Annotated in this window: 17 protein-coding genes and 3 pseudogenes; 4 read left to right on the top strand and 16 right to left on the bottom strand. The window is 49.5% G+C overall.

Annotated features, from left to right (window positions below; all coding sequences use genetic code 11):
* Positions 1–25 precede the first annotated feature (25 nt).
* Both ATN88_RS27305 and ATN88_RS12505 read left to right on the top strand, forming a co-directional pair.
* Positions 26–472 (top strand): MFS transporter, encoded by a 447-nt coding sequence (locus ATN88_RS27305; protein ID WP_232313156.1) that lies wholly within the window; start codon positions 26–28, stop codon positions 470–472.
* Positions 388–1,890 carry an MFS transporter gene (locus ATN88_RS12505; RefSeq protein ID WP_232313252.1) on the top strand — a complete coding sequence of 501 codons (1,503 nt, stop codon included), beginning with the start codon at positions 388–390 and terminating at the stop codon, positions 1,888–1,890. Before ATN88_RS27305 ends, ATN88_RS12505 begins: the two co-directional genes overlap by 85 nt.
* A 5-nt stretch (positions 1,891–1,895) precedes the next feature.
* Here the strand turns inward: ATN88_RS12505 and menE are convergent, their stop codons facing one another.
* From menE to ATN88_RS12475, 6 genes and pseudogenes are all read right to left on the bottom strand, one after another.
* Entirely contained in the window at positions 1,896–3,179 is a 1,284-nt protein-coding gene (gene menE, locus ATN88_RS12500; RefSeq protein ID WP_067416252.1) for an o-succinylbenzoate--CoA ligase, read from the bottom strand.
* A gap of 56 nt (positions 3,180–3,235) precedes the next feature.
* The gene (menC, locus tag ATN88_RS12495) at positions 3,236–4,216 is read right to left on the bottom strand and encodes an o-succinylbenzoate synthase (protein ID WP_067416248.1); all 981 of its coding nucleotides are present in this window, start codon (positions 4,214–4,216) and stop codon (positions 3,236–3,238) included.
* Between the two features lie 11 nt (positions 4,217–4,227).
* Positions 4,228–5,093: pseudogene (gene menB / locus ATN88_RS12490) on the bottom strand (1,4-dihydroxy-2-naphthoyl-CoA synthase).
* Positions 5,094–5,115: 22 nt separating this feature from the next.
* On the bottom strand, positions 5,116–5,916 hold the full coding sequence (menH, locus tag ATN88_RS12485) for a 2-succinyl-6-hydroxy-2,4-cyclohexadiene-1-carboxylate synthase (RefSeq protein ID WP_067416245.1): 801 nt from the start codon (positions 5,914–5,916) through the stop codon (positions 5,116–5,118).
* Entirely contained in the window at positions 5,900–7,615 is a 1,716-nt protein-coding gene (gene menD, locus ATN88_RS12480) for a 2-succinyl-5-enolpyruvyl-6-hydroxy-3-cyclohexene-1-carboxylic-acid synthase (protein WP_067416243.1), read from the bottom strand. Before menD ends, menH begins: the two co-directional genes overlap by 17 nt.
* Positions 7,612–8,928 (bottom strand): isochorismate synthase, encoded by a 1,317-nt coding sequence (locus ATN88_RS12475; protein WP_067417516.1) that lies wholly within the window; start codon positions 8,926–8,928, stop codon positions 7,612–7,614. Before ATN88_RS12475 ends, menD begins: the two co-directional genes overlap by 4 nt.
* 388 nt (positions 8,929–9,316) lie before the next feature.
* Here ATN88_RS12475 and ATN88_RS12470 point away from each other — a divergent pair, with 388 nt between their 5' ends.
* On the top strand, positions 9,317–10,531 hold the full coding sequence (locus ATN88_RS12470) for a pyridoxal phosphate-dependent aminotransferase (RefSeq protein WP_067416238.1): 1,215 nt from the start codon (positions 9,317–9,319) through the stop codon (positions 10,529–10,531).
* Positions 10,532–10,577: 46 nt separating this feature from the next.
* On the opposite strand, the gene rrtA is transcribed toward ATN88_RS12470, so the two are convergent.
* Positions 10,578–11,138, bottom strand: coding sequence for a rhombosortase (gene rrtA / locus ATN88_RS12465; protein WP_157490720.1), 561 nt, complete (start codon positions 11,136–11,138; stop codon positions 10,578–10,580).
* 49 nt (positions 11,139–11,187) lie between these two features.
* Here rrtA and ATN88_RS12460 point away from each other — a divergent pair, with 49 nt between their 5' ends.
* Entirely contained in the window at positions 11,188–11,811 is a 624-nt protein-coding gene (locus ATN88_RS12460) for a tRNA-uridine aminocarboxypropyltransferase (protein ID WP_067416231.1), read from the top strand.
* A 6-nt stretch (positions 11,812–11,817) separates the two neighbouring features.
* Here ATN88_RS12460 and ATN88_RS12455 read toward each other — a convergent pair.
* The 9 genes and pseudogenes from ATN88_RS12455 to tig all read right to left on the bottom strand — a co-directional run bounded on the left by ATN88_RS12455 (position 11,818) and on the right by tig (position 22,937).
* A pseudogene (locus ATN88_RS12455) lies at positions 11,818–13,172 on the bottom strand (anti-phage deoxyguanosine triphosphatase).
* The gene (gene yfbR, locus ATN88_RS12450) at positions 13,165–13,761 is read right to left on the bottom strand and encodes a 5'-deoxynucleotidase (protein ID WP_067416228.1); all 597 of its coding nucleotides are present in this window, start codon (positions 13,759–13,761) and stop codon (positions 13,165–13,167) included. The pseudogene ATN88_RS12455 and the gene yfbR overlap by 8 nt, the downstream one beginning before the upstream one ends.
* Positions 13,762–13,951: 190 nt before the next feature.
* Complete coding sequence (locus ATN88_RS12445) at positions 13,952–14,230, bottom strand: ComEA family DNA-binding protein (protein WP_067416225.1); 279 nt, start codon at positions 14,228–14,230, stop codon at positions 13,952–13,954.
* Between the two features lie 188 nt (positions 14,231–14,418).
* Positions 14,419–16,307, bottom strand: a pseudogene (gene ppiD / locus ATN88_RS12440) (peptidylprolyl isomerase).
* A 169-nt stretch (positions 16,308–16,476) separates the two neighbouring features.
* The gene (gene hupB, locus ATN88_RS12435; RefSeq protein ID WP_067416220.1) at positions 16,477–16,749 is read right to left on the bottom strand and encodes a nucleoid-associated protein HU-beta; all 273 of its coding nucleotides are present in this window, start codon (positions 16,747–16,749) and stop codon (positions 16,477–16,479) included.
* Between the two features lie 195 nt (positions 16,750–16,944).
* A complete protein-coding gene (gene lon, locus ATN88_RS12430; RefSeq protein WP_067416215.1) occupies positions 16,945–19,317 on the bottom strand; it encodes an endopeptidase La in 2,373 nt (790 codons plus the stop codon).
* A gap of 169 nt (positions 19,318–19,486) precedes the next feature.
* On the bottom strand, positions 19,487–20,767 hold the full coding sequence (gene clpX / locus ATN88_RS12425; protein ID WP_067416212.1) for an ATP-dependent protease ATP-binding subunit ClpX: 1,281 nt from the start codon (positions 20,765–20,767) through the stop codon (positions 19,487–19,489).
* 137 nt (positions 20,768–20,904) lie between these two features.
* Positions 20,905–21,528: an ATP-dependent Clp endopeptidase proteolytic subunit ClpP gene (gene clpP, locus ATN88_RS12420; RefSeq protein ID WP_067416209.1), complete on the bottom strand. Its 624-nt coding sequence runs from the start codon at positions 21,526–21,528 to the stop codon at positions 20,905–20,907.
* A gap of 107 nt (positions 21,529–21,635) precedes the next feature.
* A complete protein-coding gene (tig, locus tag ATN88_RS12415) occupies positions 21,636–22,937 on the bottom strand; it encodes a trigger factor (protein WP_067416206.1) in 1,302 nt (433 codons plus the stop codon).
* Between the last annotated feature and the right edge of the window lie 407 nt (positions 22,938–23,344).

Genomic DNA, 23,344 nt, shown 5'->3' with positions numbered 1-23,344 from the left:
AGATGCGCATTTACAGGAAGACACCATGGCGACTCAATCAGGCCTTTTGAAGCAAAAGCGATTTTTGCCTTACTTCATCACTCAGGCTCTGGGCGCATTCAATGACAACGTCTATAAAAACGTGCTGCTTATCCTTGTTGCTTTTGCTGCGCCGGGAGCAATTGGAGTAAGCACTAACTTATTCATTAATCTCGCTGCTGGCCTATTTATTCTTCCCTTCTTTCTGTTCTCTGCGTTTGCCGGTGAACTCGCCGATAAGTTCGAAAAGTCGCAATTTATCCGTGCCGTAAAACTCGTCGAAATTGGCATCATGTGCTTAGCCGCTATCGCGTTTATTTATGAAAGCTACATGGTTTTGCTTTTCTTGCTTTTTCTCATGGGCACACAATCGGCCTTTTTTGGCCCGGTAAAGTACGCCCTATTGCCACAGATACTGACCCCAAAAGAGCTGGTACCGGTAATGCCTTGGTAGAAACGGGAACCTTTCTTGCGATTCTCATCGGTACCATGGTCGCAGGCGTCATCGCAAACCAAGCTGATGCGAAAGAATTGGCCGCCGTTGCCGTGGTGCTGTTCGCCGTACTGGGCTATTTGAGCGCAAGACAAATACCAGTGGCAGATGCGGGCAACCCGAGCCTCAAGATCTGCTTTGCGCCCGTTAGACAGATGAAAACCACGCTTGGGATCGCCCACAAAGACAAGGTCGTACTGCAAGCTATCATGGGGATCAGTTGGTTTTGGTTTCTAGGCGCAAGCTATCTCACCCAGTTTCCGAATTACGCAAAAATCTATCTTGGTGGCAACGAAGCCTCAGTGTCATTTTTGCTGACCCTGTTTTCCATCGGGATTGCAACGGGTTCATTGCTTTGTGACAAGCTCTCGGGTCATCGAATTGAACCCGGCATCGTGCCTATTGGCGCGTTGGGGTTGACCATTTTTGGCGCACGCCTGCTGTTCTCAACGCCCGAAATTGCACCAACCTCATCGACCTTTATCGCGTTTTTAAGTAATCCTGCACTTTGGTGGGTATTTGCAGATTTGTTCTTCATCGGCGTGTTCGGCGGTATCTTTATCGTGCCGCTTTATGCGCTCATGCAAGCCCGATCTGAGGATGGTGAACGCTCACAAGTGATTGCAGCTAACAACATTTATAACGCTTTGTTTATGGTGGTCAGCGCAGTGCTTGCCATCGTATTGCTGGGTGTATTGGAGATGAGCATTCCCATGTTCTTCTTCGTTCTTGCCATGGTCAATTTGGTGGTCGCACTGTATGTAGGCAAGCAAGTTCCTGTGTTCGCTATACGCTTTATGATTTGGATGCTGAGCCACACCTTTTATCGCGTCCAGCACAAGAACCTGCACAATATCCCTGAGAAGGGTGGCGCATTGATTGTTTGCAACCATGTCAGCTATGTGGATGCGCTATTGCTGGCTGGCGCGTGTCCTCGCCCAATCCGTTTCGTTATGGACGAGGATTACTTCAATCTACCGCTGCTGAATTATTTTTTCCGCGCCAGTCGTGCTATCCCAATCAAACTAACCAGCGGCTCCATTCGGCATGCGCTGACAAGCGTGAAAGCGCAGCTTGAAGCAGGAGAAGTGGTCTGTATTTTCCCTGAAGGACAGCTAACTTATGACGGCGAGATGGCGCCTTTTAAGCGCGGGATCGATTTGATCATTCGCCAAACGCCCGTGCCTGTTGTACCAATGGCACTTCAAGGCTTGTGGGGCAGCTACTTTAGCCGCGAAGGTGGACGTGCTCTGCTCAAGCTACCACGTCGATTTTGGTCGAAAATTGTTGTGTCTGCGGGCACTCAGATCCCGCCAGGAGAAGCGACATCTGAGCGTTTATTTAATGAAGTAAAACAGCTTCGCGGTGAGGTGTGTTAACGGATTTACTGTTGGCGCTCAAGCCATTGCATCAAAGCTCGGCGAGACACTTTGATGCCGCCGTTGAGCAGAGAACGAGGAAAAGAATATACGCGTTTCGGGCATTGGTAAGCGGGTACGCTTGCTTTTGCCCAAGTAAGAAAGGCTTCGGGCTCAATGTCACCATCAATAATGGCGACAGGCACTTGCCCCCAGGTAGCATCAATCATTGGCAAGATGAAAAGCTGACGAACTCCCGCGTAGCCATCTAAAGCACGTTCAACGCTTTCCGGTTGAACATTCTCACCGCCCGAGATAAACATATTGTCTAATCGGCCAAGGATTTTGAGCTCACCGTTTTCCCACTCACCTTTGTCTTTCGTAGCAAACCAGTCTTCTGTTAACGGTGCCAATTGGCCTTTTTGCACGTAACCTGGCGAAAGCGTTTCGCCACGCACCAACACTTCGTCATTGTCAGACAGCATCAGTTCGCGATACTGCATGGGTTTCCCCACGGAGAATTCGCCGTTGGCTCGCTTCGCGGTGATGGTAGACGCCATTTCCGTCATCCCATAACCACACCAGCATTGGATGCCTGCTTGCTCTGCCCTGTCGACCAGTTCTTGAGGTATAACCGCCCCGCCAAGCAACACAGAATGCAGGGATTGCGGCAGTTCATTATCCAACAAGCGTTGTAACTGAGTAGGAACAAGTGAAGCATGGGTTGCGCCTTCCAACGCTGTTTTTAACGCATCGCCCTGCGTATTTGCCACTTTCAGCACAGCCCCTTTGAGAAGCCAACGCCAAACAATCGCAAGGCCAGAGACATGAAACATCGGCAGAGAAAGAAGCCAGCAATGCGTTTGCTCAAAAGGCATTAGGCCAAATAGCCCTTCTGCGCTCGCCAAATGGTTCCTCGCAGTGTGAGCAACGGCTTTAGGTAAACCTGTCGAGCCAGAGGTCAATGTCAGGGAAACAACGCGGTTTGAATCAAATGCCACGCCAGCCGAAGGCACTTGTTTACTCGGCGCAGGCAAAGCATCAGGCACCAGAAGCTCTGAGATACCAATATTCTCAAGCAATGCGCACTGATCCTCTTTACGAAAAGCAGGGTTCAGCATCAAGGTTTGTGCACCAACCTCCCATGCTGCCAACATAGTGATCAGCGTTTGGTACGTATTCTTGCTTTCAATGGCGAGATAGCGAGGAACAGGTGAAGGCAGCGAAGCACGGACATAGGCAATGTCATTACAAAGCTCAGTCCATGTCTTCGAGGTATTATCGAGAAAGATGGCCGTCTGCGAAGGCATAAGGTGCTGCCAATGCCGCCACGGCCACTCTTTGAAAGTGCTTGGTCTTGAAGGATTTAGCACGCAGCTTCCCAGAACTTATCGCATTGCTCAAGTGACATGACAGGCAACTCACAGCCCGGCCATACCGACTCAAGTTGCACGCTGAACATGTCAACCGTGTCCAAGCCAGGAATGGCGTCTGGCGTCAGCCAATTTGCAATCCGCGCCAGTTGAACAAGGCCAAAGCTTGATTCGAGGCTAGAGCTGATCACCACGTCCAAGCCCATCTTGTGTGCTTGTTCCGTGAGTGCTTTCACTTTTGGTAGCGAACCCACCAGCGTTGGCTTGATGACAATCGCTTTAAGCCCATCATGTTCCAAAAGCTCAAAACCTTGGTCGCGCACGGTTTCATCCCATGCCAATGCAATGCCGGTTTCTTTAGTAAACGCCAGACTGTCTTGCGGTGTCTGACAGGGCTCTTCCAAGAACGCAATGCGGTCGCGATACGCTGGGTGAACATAGTTCGCAAACTGCGCGGCTTTCGCCGGCGTCCACTGACGGTTCGCATCCAGTCGCAGCATCAAGTCAGGAATGACTTCAAGGAACATGTTGACCACCATGCCATCTCGGATAGCTTCATACATGCCCACTTTGATTTTCGCGACTTTCTGACCCGGCATATCTGCAAGCTTTTGCACCAAGTCGTCAGGATCGCCATTGCAAAGCGGCGCGGCCTGATAGTTACCTTCACGTGGCACACTGCCCTGCAACTCAGCAAGAGCCATAGAGAAACCAAATGCAACAGATGGGTACAGCGCATCAAGGTCAACCTCGTCACCGTTTAACCAGCACTTCAGAACCTCTTGCGCTTGAAGACCTGCCTGCCCCGCATTCTCTTGGCTAAATTCAGGCAGTGGCGCAATTTCACCACGGCCTAATTTGTCACCGTCTCGCAACTCAACGATAAATCCATCTCGGTTTACCAGACGGGTGTGACGCAAAATCACACCACTGTCCATTGGCAAACAATAGCGATATAAAACGGCCTGTTTCATATCTGGCGTCTTTAAGGGTTACGAGGGAATTTGTTGAAGTCTGGGCGGCGACGCTCGTTGAACGCGTTACGGCCTTCCTGACCTTCTTCTGTCATGTAGAACAGCATGGTCGCGTTACCCGCCAGCTCTTGCAGACCCGCTTGACCATCACAGTCAGCATTCAGAGCCGCTTTCAGACAGCGCAGTGCCATTGGGCTATGTTGCAGCACTTCACGACACCAGCGAACGGTTTCACGCTCAAGCTCAGCGTAAGGCACAACATGGTTCACAAGACCCATGTCCAACGCTTCTTTTGCGTCATAGAAACGGCACAGGAACCAAATTTCACGCGCTTTCTTCTGACCGACGATACGTGCCATGTAAGATGCGCCCCAGCCACCGTCGAACGAGCCCACTTTCGGGCCAGTTTGACCGAACTGCGCATTGTCTGCTGCGATAGTCAGGTCACACATCATGTGAAGAACGTGACCACCACCGACGGCGTAACCCGCTACCGATGCGATCACTGGCTTTGGACACGTACGGATTTGACGTTGGAAGTCCAACACGTTCAGGTGATGCGTGCCTTCGTCATCACGGTAGCCGCCATAATCGCCACGGATCTCTGGTCACCGCCAGAACAGAACGCGTGCTCACCCTGACCAGTCAGAACAATCACACCTACGCTTTCGTCGTAACGCGCGTCAGCCAATGCATTGATCATCTCTTTCACGGTTTGAGGACGGAACGCATTACGTACTTCTGGACGGTTGATCGTGATACGCGCGATGCCATCAGCAGACTTTTGGTACAGAATATCTTCGTAACCGCTTGAGCAATCGTTCCACTCTACAGGTGCATAGAGCTCTTGTTCGGTTAAACCAGTTGTTCTAGCCATAGTGTTTCCATTAATTCGTCAGTTAAATTGCTTCGATCAGTTGTTTGACCAACTGGCTAAACAGCTTGGGCTGTTCAGCATGAATATTGTGTCCGGCGTTTGGGACAATCTGATAATCAAATCCCGAACGCATCGCCAATGTCGAAAATTTGGTGTCGTCCTTACCACAAACAAAGTGGACAGGAATCCCGCTTTCACGGAGCGGTTCACTCAACAACGGCTGCTTGGATAACGATGTAGCACGCAGCATGCTGGCTACTTTTATTCCGAGGTTATCACCACGAATAGAGACCAAACTTTGTTTTTGCTCATGATTTAGTGAGGAAAATACCGCTTGTTCATACCAAAGTTGAAGCACATCACTCATGGGCTCTTGCTCAAAGCGCAATGCCCACGTCTCGTCGTTTTGCCAGCGCGGTTCACGCTCAGTCTCAGCTAACCCGGTGTGTCCGCTTTCGACCACTAACGCCTTGATTAAAAAAGGCGCATTTGGCAACAAAGCGTGGTGAAATGCGGTGGTATACATGGCAATACGCGCGCCAAGGCTGTAGCCCACCAGCCAAATTTCTCCCGCGATTTCTCGCTCAATCGCACGCAGCACCCACTTCGCGGTGGTATCAAAATCCGCGCCTTCGATACTCGCACTGTCGCCGTGACCCGGGAGATCAATGGTGAGGCACGAGTAATCCGCAGCCAATGCCTCGACAACGGGCAACCAGTCTTTCTGCGAACCTAACAACCCATGCAAAAACACCAAGGTTGGCGCACCAACGTTGGTGTGTTTGTAATGGGTGGACGCAAGCACACTAGAACAAGCTGGCATGCTTGATGTCTTCAAACAGCGATTTCAAATCTTGTCCGCATTCACCAGCAGGCACAGTGATTTCAATCAGCGTTGTCCCCTGAGTCTCTTGCGCCGCTAAACACGCATTTCTCGCGTCAAGAAGACTTGTCGGAGCCTTGTATTCAAGCTCAAACATGCTTGCTGCATGTTCGAAAGAGAAACCGTGAGGCATGCGATAGTAGTTTTCTTTGTTGGCATCCGGCACCGGCAGCATGTCGAAGATACCGCCACCGTCGTTATTAATGATGATAAGCACCAGCGGAAGCTGACGGCGCGCCAGCAAAGCAAGGCTGTTTAAATCATAAAGCGCAGACGTGTCGCCCATCAGGCAGACCATCGCGCGCTGTCTCGCACGCTGCACGCCACTCGCGGTAGCAATAAGGCCATCAATACCTGATGCGCCACGATTAGCAAACACGGGCACATCTGGCAGTGAGCAGCACATATCGAGAAGTCGAATAGCCATGCTGTTGCCGATGAAAAGATCGGTGTCTGAATGTAGCCACTGCGCAAAGTCTGTTGCTAGTGTCTTTTCGGTCAAGTTTGCTGGTGCACGGCATTGCTGTTGAATGATCGAAAGGTAGTTTCGGCTTGCGACTGCCAATGCACTCGCCCACTCTGCACTTTCTGACATCGTTGTTTGCGCCACCAGCGCATTCGCTATCTCTGCGCCATTTGCAACGATACGCAGCGACTGTCGATGACTTGGGTCTAACCGCCCTGGGTGAGAATCCACCAGCCAATAGGTGTCCGTGAAACGCTCAATAAATTGACCTAGGCGTTTTGACACCAAACGTGCACCAAACTGCACCATGACGTCAGCCTGCTTGAGTACCTCGGCACACGCCGGGTTTTGAAGCCACACATCAAACCCTGCGTAATCAGAGCCTTTCCCTGCTTGAGGGTCACACAGTAATGGCCAGCCCAGCGTTTCCGCCAGCAACCCAACGGCATGACGTGTTTCTCTGTCTACACGACCGACAACAAGCACACCTTTTTGATGCTGAAGGGAAGACCATGAAGAAAGGGCCACATCTACGTTAGGTGATGCTTGAGAGAAAGACAGATAGCGAATATCACTTTGCAACCAATCAGCGACTGGTGTCAGGTAATGCTCCGCGTTTTCCACCTCACCATAGAGCGGCTCTGGGAATGGGCAGTTGATATGCAAACTGCCTCCGCTTTGTTCTTGCTGATGACGTTTTTCATCAATGGCACTTAGTAGCCAAGCCGGAGAGATGGTTTCTGTTGGTGAAGGCAGATGCAACGCAGTAGAAACATGTTCACCAAAGATATTGTGCTGTTGAATCGCTTGGTTTGCGCCGTTTTGAATCAGCTCCGGTGGACGGTCTGCGGTCAGCAGCACCATTTTTTCGCGGGTAAGTCCACTTTCAGCCACCGCGGGCAACAAATTTGCCACCGCGGTTCCTGACGTCACAATCACAGCAACCGCTTGGTCACTGGCTTTTGCTAAACCAAGTGCCAGAAATCCTAAACCGCGCTCATCAAAATGGGTATGAAGCGTGACATCTGCGTGTAGCTGACTCAAGGCTTCTGCTTCAAGCGTCAGTGGCGTCGAACGAGAGCCCGGCGCGATACAGATATGACGAACGCCTGAGCGATAAAGGCTTGTCAGCGTCAGACGTGCCCAAACGCGATTCAACGTGGATTGTTTCATCCTGCTTTTTTCTCCGCCGTCTTCTCTGGGACGGGTTTTAATAGGCTCATCAGTGTCGATACTTTACGATCGAGTTCTTTCCACTCACAAGCAGGCTGAGAGCCCGGTACAATGCCCGCGCCAGCAAAGAGATGCAGCACATCATCCATCACCAGCGCACTGCGTATTGCCACACAGAATTCACTTTGTTCCGCACTTAAATAGCCCACAGAGCCACTGTACCAACCACGCGCGAACGGTTCGTTTTCAACTATAAAATCAACCGCTTGCTGACGCGGAAGCCCTGCAATTGCGGCCGTTGGTTGCAGCATCTCCAACAAGGTAGAGCTTGGGACGCCATCCTTTAGCTCGCCGGCGATATCACGCTTGAGGTGCTGCACTTTACGCAATCTCACCAAATGCGGCGTTTGTTCGATATCAAGCGATTGCGTGCACGTCGCCAAGCGCGCAGAAATGTCATCCACCACCAAACGATTTTCATACACGTTTTTCTGATCGTTTAGCAGCCACTGTGCCAATTCATCATCGTGTGCTGCGTTGTTGCCACGTCCAATGGTGCCTGCCAAAGCTTCGGTCTTCATTTGCTGGCCCTGGCGTTCAAACAAACGTTCTGGTGTTGACCCAACAAAACAATGCTTCTCATCCAAGGCGAGTAGGAAATGGAAGTTTGAGACATTCTGGTCGCGGCTAGCTTTCATCAATTGCGCCGCAGACAAAGGACGGTCTAACGTCAGGGACGTTTTTCGTGCCAGAACGACCTTTTGAAGGTCTGTCGCTTCAATCGTGGTCAGCGCATGGTCAATCATGGTTGACCATTCAGGAAATTCAGGGGAATGTTCGGAAGCGAGAATGTTGCACTCAGGGCAGGAAAGCGTGCGAGGCTTGTGCGTCACCTTTGACAGTGCAGCTTGGGCTTTTAACGGCTCTTCATTGAGGTTAATGGCAACCGTCCAGTCTTCCCCTCGTCTCGATAGCTCAATGCATGGGAGGAAGAAAAAAGACTGAAGGCAACGTTGGTTTCGCTCAGTTCTGCCGTCAAACGAACGTCCACCCCAAACGCGCTGGTCAGACGCGAGATATTTCTCGGCTGAGCATGGGTCTGCGAACGTTTTGACTTGTCCCAGTGCGATGACTTCTTCATCACCGTCGCGGGTTTGCCAGTAAAACTTGGGAAAGATTGGTTGGGCGTCCAACCAAGCAATAGGATCGAGATCCGAAGGCCAAGTAAAAGGTAAAGACAGTCGCTTTTTGATTGGAGTCGCCGTTGATAGGGTCTCAATGAGCCGGGCTATCGCTTGGCTTAAATCGGTCAAAATAACCTCGCTTAAAACTAACAACCAGTTAGCAAAACTTCCGACTCCTTGGAGATATGCCTGCTTCGCGAAGCCCTGCGACAGCAACTGAAGTTAAACGCGGTGAGTAATGACTGACGAAAGCGAGCAAAATGCATTCAATTTGATGAAATTTGCATCAACAGACATTAATTCGCGACAAACTCGATAATATTTCCTGTTGGAAAGGCATTCTACAACCTTATTGATTCTGATGAAAATCGAATGTTCTAGCATAATATTCGGCTTAAACAGGATTAAATCACTAACTTTCTGCTTTTTGGCTTTTATTTACTATTAGATACTTATAAATGCCTATTCGTTAGTGTAATTTACTGCAAATAAGAAAATTTCAAGTTCGGGAATCATGATGCAAGAAATCGGGATGTCGACAAAGCTGGATAACGTCTGTTATGACATTCGTGGTCCGGTGATGAAGCAAGCAAAGCGCCTTGAAGAAGAAGGCCACAAAATTCTAAAACTGAACATCGGCAACCCAGCCCCATTCGGCTTCGATGCACCAGATGAGATTCTGGTAGATGTGATCCGCAATCTGCCAACTTCTCAAGGTTACTGCGACTCAAAAGGTATTTACTCTGCACGTAAAGCCGTTGTGCAGCATTACCAAAAGCGCGGCATGCTGGATCTGGACGTTGAAAACGTATACCTAGGTAACGGCGTTTCTGAGCTGATCGTGATGTCGATGCAGGCACTGCTAAACAGCGGTGACGAGCTACTGGTTCCTTCTCCAGACTACCCACTTTGGACGGCAGCTGTGTCTTTGTCTGGCGGTAACCCGGTTCACTACATGTGTGACGAAGAGTCTGACTGGTACCCAGATCTGAACGACATCAAAGCGAAGATCACGCCAAAGACCAAAGGTATTGTTCTGATCAACCCGAACAACCCAACAGGTGCGGTTTACAGCCGTGACTTCCTGCTGGAGATCGTAGAGATTGCGCGTCAGCACAACCTGATCATTTTCGCGGACGAAATCTACGACAAAATTCTGTACGACGGTGCACAACACCACTCTATTGCACCGCTGGCACCGGATGTCTTCTGTGTAACCTTCAGTGGTCTGTCTAAATCTTACCGTGTATGTGGTTTCCGCTCAGGTTGGATGATCCTGTCTGGTCCGAAGCAAATCGCAAAAGGCTACATCGCTGGTTTGGAAATGCTCGCGTCGATGCGCTTGTGTGCAAACGTACCTATGCAGCACGCCATCCAAACGGCACTGGGCGGTTACCAGAGCATTAACGAGTTAATCCTGCCAGGTGGTCGCCTGCTAGAGCAACGCGATAAAGCATGGGAACTGCTGAATCAAATTCCGGGTGTGAGCTGTGTGAAGCCAAAAGGTGCGCTTTACCTGTTCCCGAAAATTGATACCAAGAAATACAGCATTCATGACGATGAAAAGATGATGCTGGACTTCCTGCTACAAGAAAAAGTCTTGATGGTTCATGGTACGGGCTTTAACTGGCACAAACCTGACCACTTCCGCATCGTAACACTGCCGCGTGTAGACGATCTGGAAACCGCGATTGGCCGCTTTGAGCGCTTCCTGACAACCTACCGTCAGTAATTACACTCTCGCGATAAAAGAAAAGCTTGGCTCAGCCAAGCTTTTTTTATTTCTGCGTCTCTGGCGCGCGTGTCGGTTTCCAAAGGAGCGCAAACAGCAAACCCACAATCGCGCCAGCCCAGTGCGCTTGATACGCCACACCCGCGTCGATAATCTGCGCCGTTAACGCATCCCCGCCGCTGTAAGCCTCGTAACTCATCTTCGCAAAGGCGCCAATCAGCAAAGGCCAACCAAGTGGCACTTTGTTCTGGATATCTCGCACCACACCCCAAACAAACAAGCCGTGCAACACACCAGAGAGTCCCGCATACCAATCAAATGGAGCAAAGAACATGACCAGCCCAATCACCAGCATCATGCTCCATACCATGATCACCATTGAGCGCATTTGATAATATTGACGATGAAGATACGTCAGTACCGCCAGCGCGGATAAGTTCATCGCAACATGTGCAAGATTGGTGTGCGTTAAGTTTCCTGTTACGATTCGCCACCACTGCCCCGCTAAGATATCAGCGCGTTCCCAGACCAAAATCTGTTGAACCGCTGGAATTTGCGCGATCAGGGTAATAATGACAATCAGTAAGAGAATACGAATAGCCGACAAGTGCGTCTCCAAACGTCGTATTTTCATTTAGTTATAGCGTACCGTGGGAATGAATAAGAAAGCCAGCCGATATTGCGAACAATGCGGGAAAGCCAAGAAAGCCTGTATTTGCAGCCTCATCACACAGATAGACAGCGATATCCCGGTCGTGGTTCTTCAACATCCTTCTGAAGTGAATCAACCCATTGGCACCGCGCGCATTTTGTCGCTCTCGCTGCCGCATTGCACCTTGATTGTTGGTGAAGACTTTACGGACAATGACTCGCTCAATGCTCTGCTCAATAATGGTGATGTAGACTTTGCGCTGCTGTATCCGGCTGACACTGCAACGCCAATCAGTTCATGGTCATCCCCAGCGAAAAAAGCGCGTGGCATTATTTTGTTAGATGGCACGTGGCGCAAAGCGTTCAAGATGTATCAGCTATCGAGCAACTTGCAGGCACTGCCTTGCGTTATGCTGGATGAAGGTGCCATGGGAAATTACCGCATTCGTAAATCCCCAAAAGAGGGTGGCCTTTCGACAGTTGAAGCCGGTTTTCACGCACTCTCAGCACTGTCTGGTAACGAAGATAAGTACCAACCGCTTATCGATGCCTTTAACGGCATGATTGAATTCCAGATAAAACAAATGCCGCCCGGTGTGTTCGAGCGGCATTACGGCAAAGCAGACTAAAGCTACTTAGCGGATCGGGTACCATGGCCCTTGGCTGGTGCCCGTAAACATGGTGGCATGAAGACGCTGCGCGTAACCGTCCGTCATCGCAGAGATATAATCTGCAATCACGCGGCGACCACTTTTCCCTTCATCAATGTCTTTTTGCCACAGCTCTCGCGTTGCGACTGGCAGCAGTCTTTTTGGATCAGCATCGAACGCGTCAAAGAGTTCCATCACAAGCTGTTGGCCTTTGTACTCAATCACCTGCAACTCCGGCTTTTGCACCACATATTCGCTAACGAATCGCTTTAAGATCCCCAGCACATGATGCATGGTGTCAGACAAGGTTGCGTTCCACTGCAGAAGTGGATCATCAAAGCGGTTAACGCCATCTTGAACTGACGGCTCAATTTGAATTGCTGTCAGCAAGGTATTGACCAGCGCACCTATCGCATCTTTACGCTCGTAGTGTGGACCAAACATCTTGTCACTCAGATTACCAATGTTTGCTTCAAGCCAAGGATCGCCGCATTCAGCGATTTGGCTCGCTACCGCCTCTTGCCATTGCTCGCGATACACTATGCCCATCACAATTGCATCTTCCAAATCATGCACACCGTAAGCGATATCATCCGCTAACTCCATGATGGAGCAATCCAAGGATTTAAAACCTGTCTTACCGTGCTGGTGATCTGACGTGTTGATTTTCAAGGATGAGTAAAGCGCAGCGTCGCTTTCTGATAAGGCACCTTTTACCCAATCAAAGCGCGGTTTGTCATCGTCGTAAATCCCCTTAGCAGGGTGCCACTCCGACGCTTTTAAGTGGCGGAAATCGCTGACATCGTCACTTGGTATAAATTTTTGCGTATCAGCATCATGGCTGGGTATTTCAACAGCCCGAGCAAGGTGCGACGCGCAAGATTCATCCCGTCAAATTGGGTATAAGGCTCTAGTAAGGTCACGATGCGAAATGTCTGGGCATTGCCTTCAAAGCCACCGTCGTTTCGCATCATATAATTCAGGGCGATTTCACCACCGTGACCATAAGGCGGATGACCAATGTCGTGCGCGAGGCAGAGGCTTTCCATTAAGCTGGTCGAAGGCAACAAAGGACGAAACTCGGGTTGTTTCTCTTTGAGTTGCGCCAAAATGCCAGTACCGATTTGAGACACTTCGAGCGAGTGCGTCAAACGGGTGCGATAAAATTCGCTGTGTTCTGCGCCCCAGACTTGGGTCTTGGCTTGAAGGCGACGAAATGCGGCGGAGTGAAGAATACGTGCACGATCGCGTTGAAACACTGAGCGTTTGTCATTTCTGCGCTGCTTGTGCTCTTCAGCAAGACGCGCTTCCCAGGCCTGGTTTAGCGAAAAATCACTCATCACTGATTTCATCCAAAGAAAGCTCAAAGCTTGGCGCGAAGGTTTTCATAAAATAGTCTGTCGCGTCACTGCCGCGCTCTTCCATGGTTTTTTCCAATCGACGCTTGGCTTGCTGGAACTCGTGATTACCTGCTGACAGCTCCTCCAAGCATTTAAGGTAGGCACAGATGGCATCAGCTTGTTTCACCAGCTTGTAATCGCCAGCATCGATAACATCACTATCAATCAAGGGGCGATAATCCTCTCTGAATTCTTCTGGCAACATTGCCACCAGCTTGTCTTCAGCAATCTGTTCAATCTTTTTGTATTCGTCAGCAATAGCTGGGTTGAAGTATTTAATCGGGGTCGGCAAATCCCCTGTAAGGACTTCACTGCAATCGTGGAACATGGCAAGCAAGGCAACGCGTTCTGGCGAATAGTCCCCGCCGAACTTCTTGTTTTCTATCAGGGCTAGCGCGTGGGCGACAAACGCTACCTGAAGGCTGTGTTCGGAGATATTTTCATTGGAGACATTTCGCATTAGCGGCCAACGATAGATCAATTTCATTCTGGCGAGGTAAGCGAAAAAGTGGCTGGTATTGTTACTCATAACGTCCTTGGCACTCTGGTAACGATTTATCTACTACCATTTTGTTGCCGAACGCCTATTTCTCAAGGGTAGACGTCCATTTTTGCCCTGACTGACCCGTAAGTGCCACGCAAGGATGCTTTATGCATCGAGGAGTGTGTACTCCTCGACACAAAACAAACGGACACATCATCCGAATGTGGGTGAGACGTTATAGCGTAATACGGTCTCTATTCTTCTCGACAATTGCATTGCCAATGCCTTTAACGTCTGTCAGTGCATCCGCACTTTCAAACGCACCATGCTCTGCACGGTAATCGACAATGGCTTGTGCTTTGCTCTTCCCTATTCCGTCCAAATACTTATCCAGCTCTTCAACATCTGCTGTGTTGATATTAACGGCAACTTCATGCTCTGAGGCAGAAGTAACACTGAGTGGCGCAAAAGCGAGTACGGCAGAAACAAGTGCCGCAGAAAGAAATGATTTCATGGTTTACTTTCCTTGTTGATTTAGACATCCGACGTTGATGTCGAAGGCAAGCTCCGACGCCGACAAAGGGTAAAGAGTCAGAGAAAGAAAACCATTACAGCGGATAAAAAAACGACGGGGCGCGAAATGCGCCCCGTCGGTGTGACTTATCAATTACAACTAAGTGCGTATTGTGAAGCCAGCAGGCATTACTGCTCAGCTTGGTCCAGCGAGTACGTCACTTTAGTGTCAGCTTTCAGCTGTTCAATCACAGACGCAAGATCAGTGTTTGCCAGCGTGCGAGATACGCGGTCAGCCAGTTGGCTTTCCAGGCTGATCTCAGTCGCTTCTGGTGCGTTCACACTGTCCAGAGCCACCAGCACAACATCACCGTTCATTGCTCGGGTAAAGCCGTACTCGCTCTTACCTTCTGCCGGCGTTGCCATAGTGTAAGCCAGCTCAACCACTTCACGCTCAGGAGATGCGCGGTTGATTTCTGTGTCTTCACTGAATGCGTAACCTGATTCGTTCAAACCTGCATCGTTGCCCGCATTCAGCTCAGTCACCAGCGAGTTAGCCAGTGCTTGTGCTGCTTTCTCGCCTTCTTGACGTTTCAGTGCTGCAGTCACCTGCGGCTCTACTTCGTCATATGGCAGAACGATTTCTGGGCGAGAATCGTCAATGCGAACCACCATCACGTGCTCAGGCGCAATCTCGATGATGTCAGAGTTCAGACCGTCTTCCAGCACTTCTGGCTGTTGCAGCGCTTGGATAACCGTTGGGTTAGCCAGCGAGCCTTGCAGATCGGACAGAGAAACGAAGTCTGTTTTCTCAACCGTGCCGTTCACAGACGCAGCTGCTTCATCAAGGTTGTCTGGCATTTCGAACGCTTTCTCAGCCAGCTCGTTAGACAGTGAGTAGAACTGATCGGCCGCGTGTTGCTGTTTCAGCTTCGCTAGGATCTCGTCTTTCACTTCCGCGAATGGTTTCGCGTCAGACGGTTTAACGTCATCCAGCTTGATGATGTGGAAGCCGAAATCAGACTGAACCACGCCAGACACATCGCCTTTGTTCTGCAGTGCGAACGCTGCATCTTCAAACGCTGGGTCCATCACGCCTTTGTCGAACCAATCCAGTTGACCGCCCTGCTCTGCACTGAACGTATCGTCAGATTCAGTTTTCGCCAATTCCGCGAAATCTGCACCTGCATTCAACTCAGCCAGCACGTTTTCAGCTTTCTCTTTTGCTGCTGAATCGTCACCTTGGATCATGATGTGGCTAACTTTACGCTGTTCTGCTGTGCCGTAAGACGCTTTGTTCGCTTCGTAGTAAGCTTTCGCTTCGTCTTCGGTCACGTCTGCAACGTCAGCAATGTTGCTGCCAGTCAGCTCAACATAAGAAATCTTGAATTGCTCTGGGCGAACAAACTGAGACGAATTTTGCTCGTAGTACGCTTTTTTCTGCTCATCAGTGATGTCAGCTTTGTCAGCGAACTCTGCCAACGGCAAGGTTGCTGTACGAACCATGCGAGTTTGGCCTTCAAGCTTGTAAATCGCTTGCAGTTCATTTTCCAGTGCAAATTCACTGTTCGTCAGCGCGCTTACCAGCTGCTCACGAACCAAATCTTGACGAACATATTCCGCGAATTGATCCGGTGTCAGACCCGTACGACGCAGTGCTGCCAGGTATTGGTCGTTGTTGAAAATACCGTTGCTCGCAAATGCAGGCATTGAACGGATTTCATTTTTAACCTGATCATCACTCACACGCAGACCCAGCTTACTTGCTTGTTGGTCAAGCAGTGCTTGGTTCACCATGCGGTCTAATACATTTTGGCGGAATTGAGCCAGGTAGGTAGGGTCGCTCAAAAGTGTTGAGAAGAAGTCCCCTGCCTGAGCTTGCATCTGTTGACGCTCGTTCTGGTAGCCTGCTCAAACTGATTGCGGCTAATTTCTTGATCACCCACTTTTGCTGCTGGTTCTACAGAGCCGCTGGCCAGATAGCCACCTACACCTGCAAAAACAAAAGAAAAGATAATAAGGCTTAAGATGATCTTAACGGCGAGGCTGTTAACGCCTTCGCGTAGTCGCTCCATCATAACGTGCCGTCTCTCCTGCTAATTCAAACGTTCGTTTTCTTAAAACTAAAAAAGCGCATCTCGAGATGCGCCTTTACACTCTGATTTGACCTGATTATACGCCTATGTCGCGGACATTACAGCCTTAAAACGGGCTCTTCGCGACAAAGAGCAAAACGGCAAGTTAGATTTAGTTAACCGCGTCTTTCAGAGCTTTACCAGCTTTAAAGCCTGGGACTTTAGCTGCTGGGATTTTGATTTCCGCGCCAGTTTGTGGGTTACGGCCAGTACGTGCTGAACGCTCACGAACAGAGAAAGTACCGAAACCTACCAGCGCAACTTGGTCACCGTCTTTCAGGCTGTCTGAAACTGCTTCAATCAGAGCATCCAGCGCGCGACCAGCAGACGCTTTAGACAGATCAGCATTTTGTGCAATTTTATCGATTAACTGCGACTTGTTCACTTTTTATCCCCTTTACAAACGAACCACAAATCCCATTTTTTGCGGCGGCGGACAACAAAAGCCCACCTTAGTTATCAAACAAGACCTACAAACGCTGTAGCTGTTAATAATTAAGGGCTTGCAGCGTTTCCATTAACTTAGCCCTCAAAAAAAAGGCTGACAAGCCTTTTACCGACTGTCAGCACTTTACGTTGCTTAATTTTGCTGCACGTCACTCTTTTGGGGCGTTACAAGCTCGATTCCAAGCGGATTATTCTGAAGTGCTAACGTTAACACCTCATCAATCCAGCGCACGGCATGGATGTCGAGATCTGCCTTAACGTTGTCAGGGATCTCTTCTAGATCACGCTCATTCTCTTTTGGAATGATCACTGTCTTGATGCCACCGCGGTGAGCAGCCAGTAGTTTCTCTTTCAAACCACCGATAGGAAGCACTTCACCACGCAGGGTGATTTCACCTGTCATCGCGACATCTGCACGCACAGGGTTACCTGTCAGGCTTGAGACCAGTGCGGTACACATTGCGATACCCGCACTTGGGCCATCTTTTGGTGTTGCACCTTCAGGTACGTGAACGTGAATATCACGCTTCTCGTAGAAGTCGTTGTTAATACCTAGCTTCTCAGCGCGGGTACGAACCACGGTCATCGCAGCCTGAATAGACTCTTGCATCACATCGCCCAGCGAACCGGTTTGCGTCAGCTTGCCTTTGCCCGGCATAGACTCGGTTTCAATGGTCAGCAGATCGCCGCCCACTTCTGTCCAAGCAAGGCCCGTTACCTGACCTATGCGGTTGCTTTCGTCTGCTTTGCCGTAGTCAAAGCGCTGAACACCCAAGTAGTTCTTCAGGTTTTCCTGATTGATAACAATGGTTTTCAGTTCTTTGTTCAGCAGGATTTCTTTCACTGCTTTACGGCACAGTTTCGAAATTTCACGCTCAAGGCCACGTACACCCGCTTCACGCGTGTAGTAGCGAATGATGCCGATGATAGCTGAATCTTCGATGGTGATTTCGTGAGGCTTCAGACCATTACGCTGAACCTGCTTCTCAACCAAGTGCTGCTTCGCGATGTTCAGCTTCTCGTCTTCGGTGTAACCCGACAGACGAATCACTTCCATACGGTCCAACAGCGGGCCAGGAATGTTCATCGAGTTCGAGGTCGCCACAAACATCACGTCAGACAGATCGTAATCCACTTCCAGGTAGTGGTCGTTAAACGCATTGTTTTGCTCTGGATCCAGCACCTCAAGCAGTGCTGACGACGGATCGCCACGCATGTCCGAAGACATCTTGTCGATCTCATCAAGCAAGAACAGTGGGTTTTTCACGCCGACTTTGGCCATTTTCTGGATAAGCTTACCCGGCAGAGAGCCGATGTAAGTACGACGGTGACCGCGGATTTCCGCTTCATCACGCACGCCGCCCAGTGCCATACGGGTGTATTTACGCCCTGTTGCTTTTGCAATGGACTGACCCAACGAGGTTTTACCAACGCCCGGAGGACCGACCAAGCACAGAATTGGACCTTTGAGCTTGTTAATACGGTTTTGTACCGCCAAGTACTCAAGGATGCGTTCTTTCACGCGCTCCAGACCAAAGTGGTCTGCATTCAAGATCTCTTCAGCTTTCGCTAGATCTTTCTTCACTTTCGAGCGCTTCGACCATGGCACACTTACCATCCAGTCGATGTAGCTACGAACAACTGTCGCTTCCGCAGACATTGGAGACATCATCTTAAGCTTTTGTAGCTCTTGCTCTGTCTTCTCTTTCGCTTCCTGAGGCATTTTAGATTCTTCAATCTTCATCTTCAGGCTTTCGAATTCGTCTGGCGCGTCATCTAGCTCACCCAGTTCTTTCTGGATAGCTTTCATTTGCTCGTTCAGGTAGTACTCGCGCTGGCTCTTTTCCATCTGCTTTTTAACGCGGCTGCGAATACGCTTCTCAACCTGCAGCAGATCGATTTCTGATTCCATCATGGTCATCAGAAACTCAAGGCGCTCTGCAATATCGATGATTTCCAGCACCTGCTGCTTATCATGCAGTTTAAGCGGCATGTGCGCGGCAATGGTATCCGCGAGACGCGCGGCTTCATCGATACCGTTTAGCGACGTCAGTACCTCAGGCGGGATTTTCTTGTTCAGCTTAATAAAGCCTTCGAACTGACTGATAGCAGTGCGTACCAACACTTCCTGCTCACGCTCGTCCATTTCTGGGGTGACCAGATACTCGGCGTCTGCAGTAAAGAAGTCGTCTTCGCGGAATTTTTTGATTTCTGCGCGCTGTAAGCCTTCTACAAGGACTTTCACGGTGCCGTCTGGCAGTTTCAGCAACTGCAAAATCGACGCAACTGTACCTACTTCATAGAGGTCAGAAATGGATGGGTCGTCGGTCGCTGCGTCACGCTGAGCAACCAATAGAATCTGCTTATCATTGTCCATCGCTGCTTCAAGGCAACGGATCGACTTATCCCTTCCCACAAACAGCGGGATAACCATATGAGGGTAAACGACCACGTCACGCAAAGGCAGGACCGGAATTTCAATGCGCTCGGAACGCTCCAAGTTCATATTTTTCTCTCTTCCGTTTTTGATATTAAAGAGTATATGGGGATAGTTTGTCAGGATTCAACGGCGTAGGTAGCAGAAAGTAAAAAAGGGGGCATCAGCCCCCTTTTTTCTGTACCCTGCTGGCACAAATGTTTAATTTTGCAGCAGAATAACCGCACAAATAGACGTATTACTCAGCACCGGCTGCCTGATTTTCCGCCGCTTCGTAAATCAGCAGTGGGTCAGATTCGCCTTTGATCACCGATTCATCGATAACCACTTTGGTGACGTCTTTGTTTGACGGCAGATCGTACATGGTGTCCAGAAGCACCGCTTCTACGATTGAACGCAAGCCACGTGCACCGGTTTTACGATCCATCGCTTTCTTCGCAATCGCAGTCAATGCATCGTCACGGAACTCAAGTTCCACACCGTCGATTTCCAACAGTGCCGCATACTGCTTAGTCAGTGCGTTCTTCGGCTCGCGAAGGATTTGCACCAGCGCTTCTTCATCAAGCTCGCTCAAGATTGCGGTAACCGGCAGACGACCAATGAACTCAGGGATCAGACCGTATTTCACCAGATCTTCTGGCTCAACTTGGCTGAACAGATCGCTCAATGTCGCTTCTTGGTCTTTCGAACGCACTTCCGCGCCGAAACCAATGCCGCTGCCTTTCGCTACGCGCTGGTCAACAACTTTGTCGAGACCTGCAAACGCACCACCACAAATGAACAGGATCTTAGAGGTATCAACCTGCAAGAACTCTTGTTGTGGGTGCTTACGACCACCTTGAGGTGGTACAGATGCAATCGTACCTTCAACCAGTTTCAGCAGTGCCTGCTGAACACCTTCACCGGATACGTCACGGGTGATAGATGGGTTATCGGATTTACGAGAGATCTTATCGATTTCATCGATGTATACGATGCCGCGCTCTGCTTTGGCAACGTCATAATCACACTTCTGCAGCAGCTTTTGGATGATGTTTTCTACATCTTCACCCACATAGCCCGCTTCAGTCAGCGTGGTTGCATCCGCCATGGTGAACGGTACATCAAGGAAACGCGCTAAGGTTTCTGCCAGCAGCGTTTTACCGCTACCCGTAGGACCGATCAGCAAAATGTTACTTTTACCCAGCTCTACGCCGTCTGCATTGGTGTCGCCATTTTTCAGTCGTTTGTAGTGGTTGTATACCGCTACGGAAAGCACTTTTTTCGCTCTTTCCTGACCGATAACATAGTCGTCAAGGTGCGCACGAATTTCCTGAGGAGTTGGAAGCTCGTTGCTGTCGCGCTTAGGCATGACCTCTTTTATTTCTTCACGAATGATGTCGTTACACAGGTCAACACACTCATCGCAGATATAAACAGAAGGTCCAGCAATTAACTTGCGTACTTCATGCTGGCTTTTGCCGCAGAAAGAGCAGTACAGCAGTTTGCCGCTGCCACCGTCTTTTCGCTTGTCTGTCATTCGCTAACCTCTTTAGGCTTTCGCCCATGTTTGCCATGATCTGAGTCTATAACATCTCAGCGGAAATTACAGAACGCTGAGGGACTCAATTCCGAATCAGTTAGCCTCACTGAGGCTAACTGTCTCAGAACTAATAATTAATCACGCTTTGCTAAAACCGAATCAACCAGTCCATATTCAGCGGCATCTGCTGCTGACATGAAGTTGTCACGGTCGGTGTCACGCTCAATCACTTCCAGAGGCTGACCAGTGTGTTCTGCCAGCAGATTGTTCAGTTTCTGCTTGATGGTCAGAATTTCCTGCGCATGGATCTGGATATCAGACGCTTGACCTTGGAAACCACCCAGTGGCTGGTGAATCATTACGCGAGAGTTTGGCAGACAGAAGCGTTTACCTTTCGCACCACCAGCCAGAAGGAATGCGCCCATTGAACACGCCTGGCCCATACACACAGTGCTGACATCTGGTTTGATGTACTGCATAGTGTCGTAGATGGACATACCTGCAGTGACAGAACCGCCTGGTGAGTTGATGTAAAGGTAAATGTCTTTGTCTGGGTTTTCTGATTCGAGAAACAGCAACTGCGCAACAACCAGATTCGCCATATGATCTTCTACCTGACCGGTCAGAAAAATCACACGCTCTTTCAGCAAGCGGGAATAAATGTCATAAGAACGTTCGCCGCGGGAGGTTTGTTCCACCACCATCGGAACCAACGCATCCATGATAGAAGGCATTCCGTTTTTTTCTTGAAAGCTCATAGTCTTATTTCCCTAAAATAAATGGCCCGGATGAATTTACTTCATTCGGACCATTGTTATCAGAAGAGTGAATTCTAAGTCAAATGTCCACTCAACAATTCTAGCACTTAAGCTTGAACTGGGTTCATCAGTTCGCTAAAGCTTTGCTCTTTTTCAGAAACTTGTGCTTTCGCTAGCAGAGCGTCGATTGCTTGCTCTTCCAGTGCGATGTTACGCATGTTTTCCATCAGACGCTGGTCTTTCTCGTAGTAAGCAACAACTTCTGCTGGATCTTCGTATGCTGAAGCCATGTCTGCGATCAGAGCTTTAACGCGCTCTTCGTCAGCTTTCAGTTCTTCAGACTTGATCACTTCGCCCAGAAGCAGACCAACAACTACGCGACGACGTGCTTGTTCTTCGAACAGTTCACGTGGCAGTTCTGGAGCGTTCTCCATTTGGCCACCGAAACGTTGAACAGCTTGCTGACGCAGAACGTTGATTTCTTGGTCGATAAGAGCTGCAGGTACGTCGATGTTGTTTTGCTCAACCATACCGTCGATAACTTGCTCTTTGATCTTGTTCTTAACCGCTTGCTTCAGTTCGCGTTCCATGTTTTTACGAACTTCTGCTTTCAGGCCGTCAACGCTACCGTCTTCAACGCCGAAACGTGCAACGAACTCTTCAGTCAGTTCTGGCAGTTCTTGCGCTTCAACTTTGCTCAGTTTGATGTCGAACTTCGCTGCTTTACCTTTCAGGTTCTCAGCGTGGTAGTCTTCTGGGAAAGTCACGTCGATTGAGAACTCTTCACCCGCTTTCTTACCAACGATGCCGTCTTCGAAACCTGGGATCATGCGGCCTTGGCCCATTACCAGCGCGAAGCCTTCAGCTTTACCGCCTTCGAATTCTTCGCCATCGATAGAACCAGTGAAGTCCATTGTTACACGGCTGCTTGCTTCAGCTGCTGCGTCAACTTCTGACCAAGTCGCCTGCTGCTTGCGCAAAGTCTCGATCATTTCAGCAACGTCTTCTTCTTTAACGTCAGCTTGTGGCTTAACCACTTCTACTTTGTCCAGATCTTTCAGTGCGATTTCTGGGTAAACTTCGAAAGAAGCTTTGAATACCAGATCTTTGCCTTCTTCAGTGTCAACTGGAGTGAAAGTTGGTGCACCCGCTGGGTTAATTTTCTCTTTGATGATCGCTTCGATGAAATGACGCTGCATCACTTCACCCATCACGTCGTTACGTACTGCTTTGCCGTACATACGTGAAACCATCTTCAAAGGCACTTTACCTTTACGGAAACCATCGAAACGACGATTTTTAGCAATGTTGCGTAGTTCAGCAGTAACTGCGTCTTCGATGTTTGCTGCTGGAACAGTGATAGTCAGGTGGCGCTGTAGGCCTTCTGCGGTTTCAACGGTAACTTGCATTGTATATTTAACCTCAAAACTTACTCAGGTTTGCTGAGTGATGTTGCACGGCTCCTGCCGTTAGCATCCTTTCGTGCTACAACGAATTCATCGCCATAGCGCCTGCGAATCGGGATACTTGGCGTCATTTCGCCAGCATCGATAAGCCTCAAAACACGAGGCGTGATTTTTAAGACGCGCCATTATAGCGGCATGGCCCTATTGAGTCGAGACGGGCCGTGTCCATCGTCGTGTTTCTGTGAGATTGGGGCAGTAAAATCTATTTCAAGGGGAAAAAGGAAGAAAATGCACTGAATGTAGCGATGAACCAAAAATTCGGTAGTCGTGTGCGTTGAATTGTTTTAGCGAATAGTAGAAACGCAAAAACTCGCCACAAAAGCTGTGTCGATTCAAAGAGATAAAAAAGG

The sequence above is a fragment of the Enterovibrio coralii genome, from assembly GCF_001559595.1.
GTDB classification, from domain to species: Bacteria; Pseudomonadota; Gammaproteobacteria; order Enterobacterales; family Vibrionaceae; genus Enterovibrio; species Enterovibrio coralii.
This window is presented reverse-complemented; position numbering and strand designations above follow the sequence as displayed.